Source organism: Xanthomonas prunicola (assembly GCF_002846205.1).
GTDB classification, from domain to species: Bacteria; Pseudomonadota; Gammaproteobacteria; order Xanthomonadales; family Xanthomonadaceae; genus Xanthomonas; species Xanthomonas prunicola.
Genome location: NZ_PHKV01000001.1, coordinates 265,186 through 280,258, shown reverse-complemented (window position 1 = coordinate 280,258; position 15,073 = coordinate 265,186). Strand labels below are relative to the sequence as shown.

At 64.4% G+C, this 15,073-nt stretch carries 13 protein-coding genes; 6 read left to right on the top strand and 7 right to left on the bottom strand.

Translation table 11 applies throughout. The annotated features are described in order from the left end of the window. Positions 1 to 856: 856 nt before the first annotated feature. Both XpruCFBP8353_RS01285 and XpruCFBP8353_RS01280 read right to left on the bottom strand, forming a co-directional pair. Positions 857 to 1,081 carry a YbdD/YjiX family protein gene (locus XpruCFBP8353_RS01285; protein WP_101361580.1) on the bottom strand — a complete coding sequence of 75 codons (225 nt, stop codon included), beginning with the start codon at positions 1,079 to 1,081 and terminating at the stop codon, positions 857 to 859. After that, a complete protein-coding gene (locus XpruCFBP8353_RS01280) occupies positions 1,081 to 3,153 on the bottom strand; it encodes a carbon starvation CstA family protein (RefSeq protein ID WP_101361579.1) in 2,073 nt (690 codons plus the stop codon). Before XpruCFBP8353_RS01280 ends, XpruCFBP8353_RS01285 begins: the two co-directional genes overlap by 1 nt. A gap of 231 nt (positions 3,154 to 3,384) precedes the next feature. Between XpruCFBP8353_RS01280 and XpruCFBP8353_RS01275 the strand changes: the two genes are divergently transcribed. Next, positions 3,385 to 4,242: a pirin family protein gene (locus XpruCFBP8353_RS01275; RefSeq protein WP_101361578.1), complete on the top strand. Its 858-nt coding sequence runs from the start codon at positions 3,385 to 3,387 to the stop codon at positions 4,240 to 4,242. Between the two features lie 33 nt (positions 4,243 to 4,275). Continuing rightward, on the top strand, positions 4,276 to 4,710 hold the full coding sequence (locus XpruCFBP8353_RS01270; RefSeq protein ID WP_101361577.1) for an OsmC family protein: 435 nt from the start codon (positions 4,276 to 4,278) through the stop codon (positions 4,708 to 4,710). 395 nt (positions 4,711 to 5,105) lie between these two features. On the opposite strand, the gene XpruCFBP8353_RS01260 is transcribed toward XpruCFBP8353_RS01270, so the two are convergent. The 3 genes from XpruCFBP8353_RS01260 to nfi form a co-directional block, all read right to left on the bottom strand. Further along, positions 5,106 to 5,567, bottom strand: a complete 462-nt coding sequence (locus XpruCFBP8353_RS01260) for a hypothetical protein (protein ID WP_101361576.1) — start codon at positions 5,565 to 5,567, stop codon at positions 5,106 to 5,108. A gap of 247 nt (positions 5,568 to 5,814) precedes the next feature. Next, on the bottom strand, positions 5,815 to 6,705 hold the full coding sequence (locus XpruCFBP8353_RS01255) for a pirin family protein (protein WP_101361575.1): 891 nt from the start codon (positions 6,703 to 6,705) through the stop codon (positions 5,815 to 5,817). Positions 6,706 to 6,849: 144 nt separating this feature from the next. After that, on the bottom strand, positions 6,850 to 7,557 hold the full coding sequence (gene nfi / locus XpruCFBP8353_RS01250) for a deoxyribonuclease V (RefSeq protein WP_101362420.1): 708 nt from the start codon (positions 7,555 to 7,557) through the stop codon (positions 6,850 to 6,852). A 103-nt stretch (positions 7,558 to 7,660) separates the two neighbouring features. Here nfi and gpmA point away from each other — a divergent pair, with 103 nt between their 5' ends. From gpmA to XpruCFBP8353_RS01230, 4 genes are all read left to right on the top strand, one after another. Continuing rightward, positions 7,661 to 8,410: a 2,3-diphosphoglycerate-dependent phosphoglycerate mutase gene (gene gpmA / locus XpruCFBP8353_RS01245; RefSeq protein ID WP_101361574.1), complete on the top strand. Its 750-nt coding sequence runs from the start codon at positions 7,661 to 7,663 to the stop codon at positions 8,408 to 8,410. A gap of 147 nt (positions 8,411 to 8,557) precedes the next feature. Continuing rightward, the gene (locus XpruCFBP8353_RS01240; protein WP_101362419.1) at positions 8,558 to 8,872 is read left to right on the top strand and encodes a hypothetical protein; all 315 of its coding nucleotides are present in this window, start codon (positions 8,558 to 8,560) and stop codon (positions 8,870 to 8,872) included. A 287-nt stretch (positions 8,873 to 9,159) separates the two neighbouring features. After that, the gene (locus XpruCFBP8353_RS01235) at positions 9,160 to 11,262 is read left to right on the top strand and encodes a M13 family metallopeptidase (protein ID WP_101361573.1); all 2,103 of its coding nucleotides are present in this window, start codon (positions 9,160 to 9,162) and stop codon (positions 11,260 to 11,262) included. Between the two features lie 229 nt (positions 11,263 to 11,491). Further along, a complete protein-coding gene (locus tag XpruCFBP8353_RS01230; RefSeq protein ID WP_101361572.1) occupies positions 11,492 to 13,054 on the top strand; it encodes a phospholipase D family protein in 1,563 nt (520 codons plus the stop codon). Between the two features lie 73 nt (positions 13,055 to 13,127). Here XpruCFBP8353_RS01230 and XpruCFBP8353_RS01225 read toward each other — a convergent pair whose 3' ends face one another. Continuing rightward, complete coding sequence (locus XpruCFBP8353_RS01225; RefSeq protein WP_162300910.1) at positions 13,128 to 14,267, bottom strand: protein-glutamate methylesterase/protein-glutamine glutaminase; 1,140 nt, start codon at positions 14,265 to 14,267, stop codon at positions 13,128 to 13,130. Further along, on the bottom strand, positions 14,264 to 15,070 hold the full coding sequence (locus tag XpruCFBP8353_RS01220; RefSeq protein WP_101361571.1) for a CheR family methyltransferase: 807 nt from the start codon (positions 15,068 to 15,070) through the stop codon (positions 14,264 to 14,266). Before XpruCFBP8353_RS01220 ends, XpruCFBP8353_RS01225 begins: the two co-directional genes overlap by 4 nt. Positions 15,071 to 15,073 lie beyond the last annotated feature (3 nt).

Below are 15,073 nucleotides of genomic sequence, written 5' to 3'. Positions count from 1 at the left end.
GAGTGGAGTGTGCGGTGTCCACGCATGCGGGAGACGTTTTGAACCCATCCATGGATGCTCCCTAGCGACATCCATGCGGCCAAGCGCATCGCCGCTTCGCAGATCCGCGGCTCTACGACTGGCCCGTCTGTGCGCTCTACGCGATGCAAGAGAACTGAGGTTTGAGTCGTCGCTGGGTTTTGATGCCACGCAAGCGTCAGGTCGGAAACTTCAAGTCAAAGTTCAAAGGCTGGCCAGTTGAGTGCGCGGTGCCCTCATCGCTTGCGGGACACGCCGTGAACCCCTCCTTGGGGGCTCGATGGCGGCATCCATGCCGCCAACGGTCCCGCAATCGGTGAGGACACCGCACTAGGCAGTTGGCTGGCGGCTAACTAAAAGCAGCTCACTGCTACGAACGGATCACTGCACGTGTCGATTGAGTTGCTACCCCGGAGCGCTTGGTCGTGACAGCAGATAGCCGCTGAGGCAGGACATCAACTGAGCTGACACGTGAGTCGTTTAATGGATCGCGCGATGCACTGCTTGCGTCATGCGCACCGGCCAACTTGACTGGCCCTTGCCCGCTCACCGTCGCGGGACCCTTGGCGGCATGGATGCCGCCACGGAGCCTACAGGGACGTACTTGTGGCGTGTCCTGCGATGGTGGGCGGGCAAGGGTCTTGCAGCAAAACCTCAGGTCAGCTGCTCTGCACCCACGCTATCGCAGTGCCTAATCGCGCCAAGAGACGCTTTTATCAGTCGCTCCTAGCCCGACCAGTTGCCTTCGCGCAGAACAACGCAACAGGGCGCGATTCGCATCGCGCCCTGTCGCGTTTCTACTTCTTGATCAGTCGATCGCCAATCGCCAATCAACCAGTCAACAACAGCGAAACCCGCTCTTGCCGCCATAACGCGCGTCCTGGCGTTCGCGGAAGAAGGTGGGGTAGTCCATCACCGGCTTATCGGGATGTTTTTCCACCATATGGCGCACGTAGTTGTCGTAGTCGGGAATGCCGCAGCACAGCCGCGCGGTCTGGATCAGGCGCCGCCAGATGCGGCGGTGCACCTGATATTGACTGGCCAGGACGAGTTGCGTGCCCATTACAGGTCTGCCATCTGGTGTGGCTGCAGCGCCACGTATGGGGTTTCGCGGTCGGTCCGCTGCGGGTTGCGGCGTGCCACCATGATCGTCCTGATCGAATAGATCAGGATCGACGCCACCACGAACAGAAACAGCACCGTCAGCCCGGTATTGACGTAGGCATTGGTGACGATCTGCTGCATCTGCGGCACCGTCTTGGCCGGTGCGGTGATGGTGTTGCTGGCGATAGCGGCCTGGAACTTGTGCGCCTGCGCCAGGAAGCCCTGCGCCGGGTTGCTGTCGAAGATCTTGATCAGCCCTGCGTAGGTGGTGCACAGCAACAGCCACAGCGCCGGCACGATGGTGACCCAGGCGTAGCGGTCACGCTTCATCTTGAACAACACCACTGTGCCCAGCATCAATGCGATGCCGGCCAGCATCTGGTTGGAAATGCCGAACAACGGCCACAACGTCTGGATGCCGCCGAACGGATCGATCACGCCGGTGTAGAGCAGATAACCCCACAGCGCTACACAACCGGCGGTGGCGATGATGTTGGCGGTCCACGATTCGGTCTTCTTCAACGCCGGGATGAAGTTGCCCAGCAGGTCCTGCAGCATGAAGCGGCCGGCGCGCGTGCCGGCATCCACTGCGGTCAGGATGAACAGTGCTTCGAACAGGATGGCGAAGTGATACCAGAACGCCATGGTGTCTTCGCCCGGCAGCAACTGGTGCAGGATCTGGGCGATGCCTACGGCCAGCGTGGGAGCACCGCCGGCACGTGCCAGGATGCTGTGCTCGCCGATATCGCGTGCAGTGGCCTCGAGCACCTGCGGTGTGATCGAGAAGCCCCATTCACTGATCTTGGCGGCTACCGCGACAGTGTCGGTGCCGACCAGCGAGGCGGGACTGTTCATGGCGAAATAGATGCCCGGCTCGATGATCGATGCGGCCACCAGCGCCATCACCGCCACGAACGATTCCATCAACATGCCGCCGTAGCCGATGTAGCGCATGTGGCCTTCATTGGCGAGCAGCTTGGGCGTGGTGCCGGAAGCGATCAACGCATGGAAGCCGGAGACCGCGCCGCAGGCGATGGTGATGAACAGGAACGGGAAGATACCGCCCTTCCAGACCGGGCCGTCGCCGGTGGAGGCGAACTGGGTCAGCGCCGGCATCTTGAGATCGGGCATGACCACCAGGATGCCGATCGCCAGCGCCAGGATGGTGCCGATCTTGAGGAAGGTGGACAGGTAGTCGCGCGGTGCCAGCAACAGCCACACCGGCAGCACCGACGCGACGAAGCCGTAGCCGATCAACATCCAGGTGATCTGCTTGGCGGTGAAGGTGAAGGCCGGGCCCCAGGTCGGGTCCGCCGCCACCTTGCCGCCCAGCCAGATCGCGCCCAGCAGCAGGATCAATCCCACCACCGAGATCTCGCCGATCTTGCCGACGCGGATGTAGCGCATGTACACGCCCATCATCAGCGCGATCGGCATCGTGGCGATGACGGTGAACATGCCCCACGGGCTTTCCGCCAGCGCCTTGACCACCACCATCGCCAGCACCGCCAGGATGATGATCATGATCAGGAAGGCGCCGAACAAGGCGATCGTGCCGGGCACCTGGCCCATTTCCTCGCGCACCAGATCGCCCAGCGAGCGGCCGTTGCGACGGCTGGACAGGAACAGCACCACGAAGTCCTGCACCGCGCCGGCGAACACCACGCCCACCACCAGCCACAGCAGGCCGGGCAGGTAGCCCATCTGCGCGGCGAGCACCGGGCCGACCAACGGTCCGGCACCGGCAATGGCAGCGAAGTGGTGGCCGAACAGCACGTGCTTGTTGGTGGGCACGTAATCCAGGCCGTCGTTGTTGGCGACCGCCGGGGTGGCGCGGGTGACGTCCAGCTGCATCACCTTGTCGGCGATGAACAGGCTGTAGAACCGGTAGGCGATCAGATAGATCGACACCGCCGCCACCACGATCCATAGCGCATTGATGTGCTCGCCACGCCGCAGCGCCACGGTAGCCAGACAGAACGCGGCCAGTAGCGCCAACGCGCCCCAGGCCAGCTTCGAGAACCCTTTCATGCATGCCCCTCAGGAACGATTCACCCAAGGGTCCACCCACGCCCGGCCGCGGTCAATGCCGGCCGGGCGCGAGTGGGTAAAACTTTGGTCGTAGGGTGCTACGGTCACGGATGGGGTAGGGACGCTGCCGCGCTGGCGGCGTTTGGAACGATCGGTTGCAGTGGTCGCGGTTGGGCACCGGGCCGCACGCACCCATCATTGGCACTTCGCCACAGAACACCGGGACACGCGATGAGCACCACGACCACCACAGCGGCGCACGTGCTGCGCACGATCCGCGGTATGCCGACCTCCGATGGGGCCGGCGTCAAGCTGACCCGCGTCATCGGTACGCAGCAACTGCCGGAGCTGGACCCGTTTCTGATGCTGGATGAATTCGGTACCGACAAGGCCGAAGACTATCTGGCCGGTTTCCCCAGCCACCCGCACCGCGGCTTCGAGACCGTGACCTACATGCTCGACGGACGGATGCGCCACAAGGACAACCACGGCAACGAGGGCCTACTGACGCCGGGCAGCGTGCAGTGGATGACTGCCGGCCGCGGCCTGGTCCATTCGGAAATGCCGGAGCAGGAATCCGGGCGCATGCGCGGCTTTCAGCTGTGGGTGAACCTGCCGGCGCGCGACAAGATGACCGATCCCAAGTATCAGGAGTACGCACCCGACCGTATTCCGGTGGCGCATCCGTCGCCCGGCGTGGCGGTCAAGGTGATTGCCGGTGCGGTGGGCGAGGTGGTCGGGCCGATCGTGCAACCTGCAACGAGTCCGGTGTATCTGGACATCACGTTGGAACCGAACGTGGACTGGGATTACCTGCTGCCCAACGGCCATAACGCGTTCGCGTATGCCTTCGAAGGCGCGCTGACGGTGGGTGAGGGCGATGCCGCGCGTGCGCTGCCGGCGCAGCAATTGGCGGTGCTGGGTGGTGGTGCGCGTTTGCGCCTGCGTGCCGGTGCCGATGGTGCGCAATTGATCCTGGTCGCAGGTCGCCCGCTCAACGAACCAGTCATGCGGCATGGCCCGTTCGTGATGAACACCAAGCAGGAACTGATGCAGGCGTTCGTCGATTTCCAGGAAGGCCGGTTTTGAACCGGCCCGCTTGCACGACAGCGGGAGCTCGCAATGAGTGACCGGCCTGTCAGCGTCAGTACCGGCACGGTGCCGTACACGGTCAGCATCCACGATGGGCAGCACACCTGGAGTGGCGACACGCAGCCGGCCAACGGTGGTGCCGACGCCGGGCCGGATCCCGAGTCGCAGGTGCTGGGCGCGCTCGGTGCGTGTACGGCCATCACGGTGTCGATGGTGGCCACGCGCAAGCAGTGGCCGCTGACGGCGGTGCACGTGCATCTGCATTACACGCAGCGCGGCGCTGCCGGCACGGCGGTCACCCGCAAGATCGTGCTCGACGGTGCGCTGGACGATGAGCAACGTGCACGGTTGATGGAGGTGGCCGATACGTGCCCGATCCATCGCCTGCTCACCGGCCAGGTGCGTATCGAGAGCCAATTGCAGGCGGTTGGCGGCAATGGGGACACGGCGAATCAAGGCAGCTGAGAGACGCTTGCCGGTGGTCGTCGGATTGGGAATGCGAGATCGGACTCGAACCCGGCGATCGGTCCATGCTGATTCCAGGGGACGTGCCGACGGAAGCGACTGCTCCAACGTTCGCTCCCGTGAGCGTTCTCCAACGCGTCGCCGTCGCACGTGGTGGCAAGCGGAATCAACACCGTTGAACTGCTGGACGCAGCCGGCGAGCTTGGTGCACGTGCAAGCGGTTTGGTCGTTGCCTCAGGCGTGTCGCGTAACACGCAGGCATGCGAACGCGTCATGGCGATCCGCGGCGACACGCTGGCCGCATATCGCCAGATGATGTCTGCAGCGCGCCAGGCAAGCTGGCACGCTGCAAGGCTGTGACAGCAACAGTCCGCAGTGCTGCGACACCCGCTGCGTCAGCGCTGCAGTGCCAGACTGGCGGGCTGCAGATCCATGTTTTGCACCAGTGATTGCATCGAAGCGAGTTCTTCGGCGCTGGCGCCATCGATCCACAGCTGCGCGTAGCGCTTCTTGCCCAGTTCGACCACGGTGACACGGCGCGATTCCATGCCTGGCACTTCGCGGCCACCCAGATCGAGCTTGTACCAGTAAAAATCTTCCCGCTGGATCTGGCCCTTTTCGGCCCGGCGGTCGCGTGCCAGCGCCATCGCCGGGTCGCGGGTGGTGAGCATCACCCCGACCACCTGCCGGCCATCGGCAGTCATGGCCTTGCAGACCAGGTAATCGGCACCGGCGAGCTCCTTCCACTGCAGGCCGGAGGCCGGCGGCAACGGCGGGCAGACCGGCGAGGTCTGGGCGTGGGCGGTGGCAGCGGCCAGCAGCAAGCTCAGGCCGACAAGGCGGGATGCAGACTTCATACACGATTCCCCGGCATTGGATGACGATGCGGGCGCGCCGATCTCGTGCCGCTGCAGTGTCCCGAGCTCCCCGCTCAAGCCATGCCGTCCACGTCACGCGCTCCGTCTACGCGGCAATCACTACCACAGTTTTGCCGATCGACTCAAGTGGTGTCGCAAACGTGCGTGGCATCGCATGTGCAGCGCGGCACTTCCATTGCGAGACCTGGTGACGGCGCATGTCAGTCAACCCGCATCGCGCACGGTTTCAAGGGTAATTAACCGGTTTCGGGGCCGGCGTTTCCGGCAACGGAATGAACTCTTGGTCGTCGCCGGGAATGCTGCCGAAGCGGCCAGCCTGCCAATCGTCCTTGGCCTGCTCGATGCGTTCCTTGGAGCTGGAGACGAAGTTCCACCACAGATGGCGCGGCCCATCCAGCGGCTCGCCGCCCAGCAGCATCGCCTTCAGCGGCGTTTTGGCGCGCAAGCGGCCACGGGCCCCGGGCGAGGGGACGACCAGGTGGCGAGATGGCAGGTCGGCACCATCCAGTTGCGCTTCGCCTTCGAGGATGTACAGGGCGCGCTCGGCGTGCCCGGTGTCCAGATCGAGCTCGGCATCGGGTGCCAGATCCAGCGCCACATTGAGCGTGCCGCTGAACACCTGCACCGGCGACTCCTCACCGTATGCGCGGCCGGCGATCACGCGCAGCCACACGCCGTCGCGGCGCTGCTGCGGCAGGCTGGCCGCCGCGTGGTGATGGAAGGCTGGCGCGGTTTCTTCGGCCGAGCGCGGCAGGGCGATCCAGGTCTGCATGCCGTGCAGTGCATGTTCGCGTGCACGCTCGGGGCCAGGCGTGCGCTCGGAGTGGGCGATGCCGCGGCCGGCGGTCATCCAGTTGACGTCGCCCGGGCGGATCACTTGATCCGAGCCCAGCGTATCGCGGTGGCCGATCTCGCCCGCCCACAGGAAGGTCACCGTGGCCAGGCCGATATGCGGATGCGGGCGCACATCGATGCCGTGATCCGGCTCCAGCACGGCCGGGCCCATGTGGTCGACGAACACGAACGGGCCGATGCTGCGCGCCTGCAGGGTGGGAACGGCACGGCGGACTTCCAGTCCGCCGATGTCGTGGAGGCGTGGCGCGATCAGGGTGGTCATGGCGGCGGCTCGCGACGAAGTGGGAGCCAGAGCTTGGCATGCGCGCGGCGCCGCGGGCGTGCGTTTGGCCACGATGCAATGTTCTGTGTGCGGCGTGCGCGCACACCTGCGCCGTGTACTGCGTGTTGTGGCGTCTGCCTGGCGCTAGAGCAGGCTCGCCTGTGTGGGCACGTCGATCTCGCCACGCCGCGAGGCCAGCCGGTCGGCCAGACGCGTGGGTTCGGGCAGGCGATACGCGCGCAGCGTGCGCAAGGTCCAGTCGAGTGCGCCCTGCATCGACATGCGATGGCCGGGCGAGACGATCAAGGGATTGCAACGCGGCTTACTGCGCAGCGCCCAGCCGATCTGCGTGCCGCCCAGCAGGATCGGCGTGTGGTCGCCGCGTTCCGGACCAGGCTCGACGAAGCTGCCGGCCAGGCGTTGCTTGGCGATGCCGATGCACGGCAGGCCGGTCACCACGCCGAAGTGCGCCGCGATGCCGAGCTTGCGCGGATGGGCGATGCCCTGACCGTCGATAAAGACCAGGTCCGGTGTGCGCGAGAGCAGGGTTAATGCCTGCAGCAATGCCGGTAATTCGCGAAAACTGAGCAGGCCGGGCACGTAAGGCATCGAGGTCGGTACGCGCGCCACGTGCGTTTCCAGTGGCAGTAGCGTGTGGGCATCCAGCAACACCGCGGCCGCGCGCGTGGTCTGGCCATCGTCTTCGAAGCCGACGTCAAAGCCTGCAAGCAACTGCGGCGTTGCGCCCACCTCATCGTGCAGCAGCACGCGCTGTGCCAGTTGCTGTTGCAACTGTCGCGCCTGAATCACGCTGCCGTCCCAACCGGCGAACACGGGGTCGTTGGTGTGCATGGCCGCAGCATCGCGCATTGTTCGTGGCGATCTCGTGCACGCCTGCGATGCACGCGCTGCCGCTACAATCGCAGGCTGATCGGCCCCCAATCGGAGAACCGTAGTGACCCGCAAACTCGTACTGCTGCGCCATGGCCAGAGCCAATGGAATCTGGACAACCGCTTCACCGGCTGGGTGGATGTGGAACTCACCGAGCAGGGCCGCCAGGAAGCGACGGCGGCCGGCAAGCTGTTGAAGGACGAAGGGCTGCAGTTCGATGTTGCCCACACCTCGGTGCTCAAGCGCGCCATCCACACGCTGCAGGGCGCATTGAAGGAACTCGACCAGGACTGGCTGCCGGTGTCCAAGAGCTGGCGCCTCAACGAACGCCACTACGGCGGCCTGCAAGGCTTGGACAAGGCCGAGACCGCGGCCAAGCACGGCGAGGAGCAGGTCAAGATCTGGCGCCGTTCGTACGACATCCCGCCGCCGGCGATGGACGTCAACGATCCGGGCCACCCCTGCCACGACCGTCGCTACGCCACGCTCGATCGCAATGCGTTGCCGGGCACCGAGTCCTTGGCGACCACGCTGGTGCGCGTGTTGCCGTATTGGCACGACGCGATTGCGCCGCAGTTGAAGGCCGGGCAGACCGTATTGGTGACCGCGCACGGCAATTCGCTGCGTGCGCTGTACAAGTACCTCAACGACGTCTCCAACGAACAGATTCTGGAGCTCAACATCCCGACCGGCATCCCGCTGTTGTTCGAGCTGGACGACAACCTGCAGGTGCAGAGCTTCCGTTATCTGGGTGACCCGGAAGCGGCAAAGCGCGCGGCCGAAGCGGTGGCCAACCAGGGCAAGGCCAAGTAATCGCCGCTGGTGTTTGAAGCGCTGCGTGCATTGCGCGCAGCGCCTCTCTTTGTGTGGTACGCGGCTATAACTCGGCGTGTGCTGCGTTGAATGGAAGCGGTGCGTGGGCGCGATGCGCGCCTCGCGCTGATGTGCAGGCGAGACATGATGTCCGGCAAACGGAAAACGCTGCAAATGACGGCTGTTTACTGTCGAGCGTATCTGGTGACGCTGGGCATGCTGGTTGCAGCCGGCAGTGGCTTCGTCGCCCTGGCCGCTGGCGACATATCCGGCGCCGGGCTGGCGCTGACGTTGCTGGTTTGCGCGATGGGCGTGCTGCTGCTGGGGTTTGGCTTCGTCGGACCGGTGCGACAGATGGAAGCGTTGGCTGATGCGACATCCGGGCATGAGGCCGCGTTGGTGCTGATGGTGTTGGCGTATCCGATGTACCTGTTGATGGCGCCGTTTTACGCGCGGCGTTGAGTGCATGCGATGGCACGCTGCGGCGGTGTGCAGGTGTTGGGTGGAAGCAGCGTGTCGCGGCGTCGGTGACAGACGCGCACGCAGTCTGTCGTTGCAATCACTTTCGATGAGGTGCGGCAGCGGACGTCAGGGCGTTGCGGTGCCACTGCAGTGCTCTGGTGTTGCCGGTTGCAGCGTGACTGACGAAGAGGCGAGCGCCGTTTGATGCGCTGTTCTTCTTCAGCGGCGCCTGACCGGCTGTCGACTTTTTTCGACCGCGCATGCGCGGTCATGCCTTGGAGAATTCAATGAGGTTGAGCAAGTTCGCCCCGCTGTCGCTTGCGGTGGCTATCGTGGTCGCGCTGTCTGCGTGCGGCGCCTCCGACGATGCCGCCAAGGCGGCGCCCACTGCACCGCAGACGGTACCGGCCAAGGTGGATGTGTCCAAGCTCGATGCGCCGATCGTGGCGTTCGGCAGCGGCGACCTGGATCCGGCGATCGCGGCGTGCCAGGACCTCAATGGATTCGTCAACGCCAAGTGGCTCAAGGCCAATCCGGTGCCGTCCGACCGCACCAGCTGGGGAAGCTTCGAGGTGCTGGCCGAGCGCTCGCTGACTATCCAGCACGCTTTGGTGGAACAACTGGCACGCGGCAATCTGTCGGCCGGGTCGGTGGATGCCAAGATTGCCGACCTGTGGCGCACCGGCTCGGATGAAGCGGCGATCGACAAAGCCGGCATCACACCGCTGCAGCCGCAATTACAGGCGATCGATGCGCTGACCGATGCGCCGGCCATCGCCGCCTGGTTACGCAACAGCTATGCGCAAGGCCAGGGCTTGGTGTTTTCGTTCGGCGCCAATGCCGATTACAAAAATTCCGAGCAGATGATCGCCTACGCAGGGCAGGGTGGGTTGGGCTTGCCCGAAAAGGGTTATTACACCGACCCGGCGCAGGCAAAGATCCGCGAGCAGTACGTGGCCTATATCGCGCGGGTGCTGGAGCTGTCTGGCATTCCGGCGGCGCAGGCGGCAGCCCAGGCCAAGGCAGTGATGGCGTTCGAGACCCGCCTGGCCGCCGCCTCGCTTTCGCGTATCGAGTTGCGCGACCCGGCCAAGCGCTACAACCCGGTCGACGTGGCCGGTGCCAACGCAGTGACGCCGCACTTCGACTGGCAGGCGTTCTTCAAGGCGCTCAAGGTGCCGGCCGGCACGTTTTCGCTGAGCCAGCCGGGCTACTTCGCCGAGCTCGATGCGATGCTTGTCGACACGCCGGTGGAGACCTGGAAGGCGTACCTGCGTTTCCACAGCATCGACGAGGCAGCGCCGTATCTGGCCAAGCCGTTCGAGCAGGCCAACTTCGATTTCTATGCCAAAACCCTGCGCGGCCAACAGGACATGCTGCCGCGCTGGAAGCGCACCTTGAACGCAGTCAACGAGGCGATGGGTGAGGCGCTGGGCCAGCTATACGTGCAATCTGCATTCCCGGCTGAATCGAAGGCGCAGATGCAGCAACTGGTGCAGAACCTGTCGGTGGCGCTCAAGGCGCGGCTGGAACAGCTCGACTGGATGAGCGCAGAAACCAAACAGCGCGCACTGGAAAAATGGGCCAGTTTCACTCCCAAGATCGGTTACCCGGACCAGTGGCGCGATTGGTCGGGCCTGGAAACGCGTGGCGACGGATTCCTGGCCAATATGCAGGCTGCGCAGGCATTCAACTACCGCTACATGCTGGACAAGATCGGCAAGCCGGTCGACAAGCGCGAGTGGCACATGACGCCGCAGACAGTGAATGCGTACTACAACGCCACGCGCAACGAGATCGTGTTCCCGGCGGCGATCCTGCAGCCACCGTTCTTCGACCCCAAGGCCGATCCGGCCTTGAACTACGGCGGCATCGGTGCAGTGATCGGGCATGAAATGATGCACGGCTACGACGATTCCGGCAGTCAGTTCGATGCCAAGGGCAACTTCGACACGTGGTGGACCGATGCGGACCGCAAGCTGTTCACCGATCGCACCGATCAGCTGGTGGCGCAGTTCGACGGCTATGAAGCGATCAAAGGCGTGCACGTCAAAGGCAAGCTGACCCTGGGCGAAAACATCGGTGACTTGGGTGGACTAACCGTTGCTTACGATGCCTTGCAGATGGCATTGCAGGCACAGCCCGCTGCCAACAAGGACATCGACGGTTACTCGCAGGACCAGCGCTTCTTCATGAACTGGGCGACGGTGTGGCGCCGCAATTTCACCGACGGCGAGTTACGCGTGCGCTTGAATACCGATCCGCATGCACCGGCAAATTTCCGCGCCAACGGTGCGCCGTCGAACATGCCGGCGTTTGCGCAGGCTTTCCAGTGCAAGCCTGGCGATGCGATGGTGCGCGGCGACAAGGAGCGCGTGACCATCTGGTAAGCCGCTGCGCTGCGCGCGAGGGCTGTGACTTCGATAGGTCTCGCGCGGCTTGGCTGACAACGCTACACGCCAGCCCTGTCGCTGGCGATGTGCGTGGTGGTGGCGGTGAACGCTTCAAGCCAGTGCGCTGTTTTCGAACCGCGTTGTCGCGCCCGCTTGCGGCAGCGTCTGCACGCGGGGCTGCACCTCTGGGCTCTACACTGCCGCGCTCTGAATCGCGGAGCCGGCAGTGACGAAGCGGAAGTTTCTCAAGTGGTTCGGCATTGCGCTGTTCCTGTTGGTGCTGGCCGGCGTGCTGTCGCTGTACGGCTATGGGCGCTTTGCCGACCGCCAACGTGGTCCGGTCAGTCATGTGCTGCCTGCCACGGCGGTGGCGACGCCAATCGACCAGGTCGTGGCGCCGTTGCAACGGGTGCATGCCGATCAGACCGGCATGGTGATCCTGCCCGACAACGTCGATGCGTTCGCAGTCCGCGCACTCACCGCGCGTGCGGCCGGCCGCAGCCTGGATCTGCAGTACTACATCTGGCACGCCGACTTCACCGGCAACTTGCTGCACAACGAATTGCTACGTGCGGCCGATCGCGGCGTGCGCGTACGGTTGCTGCTGGACGACATGAATATCCACGGCAGCGACTCGGTGCTGGCGGCGTTGGACAGTCACCCGTTGATCGAGATCCGCCTGTTCAACCCGACACGCGCGCGCGAAGGCACTTTGATGCGCGGTGTGGAAATGGTGCTGCGCATGTTCAGCATCAACCGTCGCATGCACAACAAGGCCTGGATTGCCGATGGCCGCATTGCGGTGGTGGGTGGGCGCAATGTGGGCGACGAATATTTCGATGCGGCGCGCGACACCAACTTCATGGACATGGATGCAGCGCTGATGGGACCAGCGGTGGGCCAGGCCGAGCAGGTGTTCGACGCCTACTGGAACAGCCCCAACGCCTTGCCGTTATCGGCGCTGGTCACCACAAAGCCGCAAGCGCTGGAGGCTTTGCGTGGCAGCTTGGATGCCGGCATGGCATCTGCGCGCGCGCATCCCTATGTGGAGCGCTTACAGCGTTCGCCCAGCGTGCGCGAGCTGATGCAAGGCGACCGTCCGGTGCATTGGTTGTCGCAGGCGCGCATCGTCTCCGACCCTCCGGAAAAAGCGGAGGGTGCACCGCCGCAGGCCGACTGGATGACGCCGGTGCTGATCGGCGAAATGGCGCACGCCCAGCACGAGCTAAAGGTGATTTCGCCGTACTTCGTGCCGGGCGACGAAGGCATGCGCTGGATCGGTCACCTACGTCAGCGCGATGTGCGGGTGAGCATCCTGACCAACTCGCTGGCGGCCAACGATGTGGTGGCGGTGCACAGCGGATACGCCCACTATCGCGTGCCGCTGTTGCAGCAGGGCGTGCGTCTGCACGAGCTCAAGCCGATGGGCAAGCCGGACGGCAGCCTGTTCGGTTCCAGCGGTGCCAGCTTGCACACCAAGGCGTTTGTCGTGGACGACGGCAGCGGTTTCATCGGCTCGTTCAACCTCGACCCGCGTTCGATGAACCTCAATACCGAAATGGGCCTGCTGTTCAATGACCGGGTGGTCACAGCAGAACTGGAGCGGCTATATAACCAAAAGGTCAGTGCACCAGTGAGTTACCGCGTGAGCCTGGACCAGGGCACGCTGCGTTGGCACGACGATGCCGCACAACCGCCCGAGGTGTGGTCGCGCGAGCCGGCCGCGAGCGTGTGGCGGCGCGGCGCAGCGACGGTGATGGGCTGGTTGCCGCTGGAGTCGCAGCTGTAGAGCAGCTAGCAAGATGACCGCGCAGCCGCGCAGCGAGTGCGGCGAATGCGCGCTCTCAGGCATCTGCATCGCGCTACTGCAGCTGCGTCAAGATCTCGCGTGCCATCGCGCCTAGCGGCAGGATACGGTCTGCGCCGCCGCGCTTGATCGCTTCCTTTGGCATGCCGAACACGATGCTGGTCTGCTCGTCCTGCGCCACCGTGCGTGCGCCGGCCTGGCGCATTTCCAGCAAGCCGGCGGCGCCGTCGTCGCCCATGCCGGTCATGATGATGCCCAGCGCATTGCTGCCGGCCGCACGCGCGGCCGAGCGGAACAGCACATCCACCGATGGGCGATGCCGGTTGACCGGTGGGCCTTCCAGGACTTCGACGAAATACTGCGCGCCGCTGCGGCGCAGCAGCAGATGCTTGCCGCCGGGTGCGATCAATGCGCGGCCCGGCATCACGCGGTCGTTATTGGCCGCTTCCTTGACTGCGATCTGGCACAAGCCGTTGAGGCGCGCAGCGAAGGCGGCGGTGAACTTCTCTGGCATGTGCTGCACGATCACGATTCCGGGGCAGACGCGCGGCAGGGCGGTAAGGACTTCTTCCAGCGCCTGGGTGCCGCCGGTGGAGGTGCCGATCGCCACGATGCGTTCGGTGGTCTGCGCAAGCGCGCGCCCGCTCTGCGCTGGCAGGATGACATCGGCGGTGTGTTTGACTTCGGCCTCGAGCGGCGCGGCAGTCACGCGCGCCGCCAGCCGCTTGACGTTGGCGCGTGCGGCGCTGCGCACCGTGGCCACAAGTTCGTCGGCAGAGTCGGTGAGAAATTGCTTGAGCCCCATCCGGGGTTTGGTCACCACCGCCACTGCGCCGGCGGCCAGCGCATCCATGGTGACGCGCGCGCCTTTTTCGGTGAGCGTGGAGCAGATCACCACCGGAGTGGGGCGCTCGCTCATGATCTTGCGCAGGAAGGTGATGCCGTCCATGCGCGGCATTTCCACGTCCAGCACGATCACGTCCGGCCACTGCTTGCGCATCTTCTCGATCGCAAGCAGTGGGTCGGCGGCGGTGGCGATCACCTCGATGTCGACCGCGTCGTTGAGCACGCTCACCAGTACCTGGCGCACCACCGCCGAATCGTCGACCACCAGGGCCTTGATGGTCTTGGGGCTGGCAGTCGGGCTGGCGGCGGGACGGTTGAACGCTGTCGACACGGTGGATCCTTGGGTCATGCCTTGCGGAAAATCGAGGGTGCCACCTGAACCAGATCGATGTCGAGTTCGCTCAGGCTTTCCGAATGGCCGATGCAGAAATGCCCGCCCGATTTGAGGTTGGACAGCACGCGCAGGATCACTTCGCGCTTGGTCTGGCCATTGAAATAAATCATCACATTACGCAGGAAAATTGCATCGAAGCTGCCTAGTGACGGCAACGCGGTATTGAGATTGGCATGCACGAATCGCACACGGTCGCGCAGGCGCCGCTCCACCAGCAAGGTACCGTCGTACTCGCCCTGGCCCCGCAAGCAATAGCGTTTGAGATACGGCTGCGGAATGCCATCAATGCGCTGCAGTGCGTAATGCCCGGTGCGCGCCTTGGCCAGCACGCGGGTGCTGATGTCGCTGCCCACCACTTCGAACGGGCGGCCCTGCAAGGTGTCGTCCAGCACCATCGCCATGCTGTAGGCCTCTTCGCCACTGGAACTGGCAGCGCTCCAGCAACGGAACGGCAGTGCGCCACGGTGTTCGCCGGCCAGCTTGCGCAGCAGTTCGAAATGCTTGGGCTCGCGGAAGAAGTAGGTTTCGTTGGTGGTGAGCAGGTCGATCGCGGTCTGGATTTCGTTACGGTCCTGGCGGCTTTCCAGCAGTTGCAGGTACTGCGTGTAGGTGCTGAACTGATGCTCGCGCAGGCGCTTGCCCAGGCGGCCGCACAGCATGGCTTTCTTGCCGGAGGAAATGCTGATGCCGGCGGCTTCGAAGATGAAACGCTGGAAGCGGCCGAACTCCTGTTCGGTGATGGCGGTGGCGGTACTCATCGG

Excerpts from the sequence above, each read along its gene's own strand:
- XpruCFBP8353_RS01285 (WP_101361580.1), bottom strand. The coding sequence starts at position 1,081 with ATGGGCACGCAACTCGTCCTGGCCAGTCAATATCAGGTGCACCGCCGC.
- XpruCFBP8353_RS01280 (WP_101361579.1), bottom strand. The coding sequence starts at position 3,153 with ATGAAAGGGTTCTCGAAGCTGGCCTGGGGCGCGTTGGCGCTACTGGCC.
- XpruCFBP8353_RS01275 (WP_101361578.1), top strand. The coding sequence starts at position 3,385 with ATGAGCACCACGACCACCACAGCGGCGCACGTGCTGCGCACGATCCGC.
- XpruCFBP8353_RS01270 (WP_101361577.1), top strand. The coding sequence starts at position 4,276 with ATGAGTGACCGGCCTGTCAGCGTCAGTACCGGCACGGTGCCGTACACG.
- XpruCFBP8353_RS01260 (WP_101361576.1), bottom strand. The coding sequence starts at position 5,567 with ATGAAGTCTGCATCCCGCCTTGTCGGCCTGAGCTTGCTGCTGGCCGCT.
- XpruCFBP8353_RS01255 (WP_101361575.1), bottom strand. The coding sequence starts at position 6,705 with ATGACCACCCTGATCGCGCCACGCCTCCACGACATCGGCGGACTGGAA.
- nfi (WP_101362420.1), bottom strand. The coding sequence starts at position 7,557 with ATGCACACCAACGACCCCGTGTTCGCCGGTTGGGACGGCAGCGTGATT.
- XpruCFBP8353_RS01240 (WP_101362419.1), top strand. The coding sequence starts at position 8,558 with ATGTCCGGCAAACGGAAAACGCTGCAAATGACGGCTGTTTACTGTCGA.
- XpruCFBP8353_RS01235 (WP_101361573.1), top strand. The coding sequence starts at position 9,160 with ATGAGGTTGAGCAAGTTCGCCCCGCTGTCGCTTGCGGTGGCTATCGTG.
- XpruCFBP8353_RS01225 (WP_162300910.1), bottom strand. The coding sequence starts at position 14,267 with ATGACCCAAGGATCCACCGTGTCGACAGCGTTCAACCGTCCCGCCGCC.
- XpruCFBP8353_RS01220 (WP_101361571.1), bottom strand. The coding sequence starts at position 15,070 with ATGAGTACCGCCACCGCCATCACCGAACAGGAGTTCGGCCGCTTCCAG.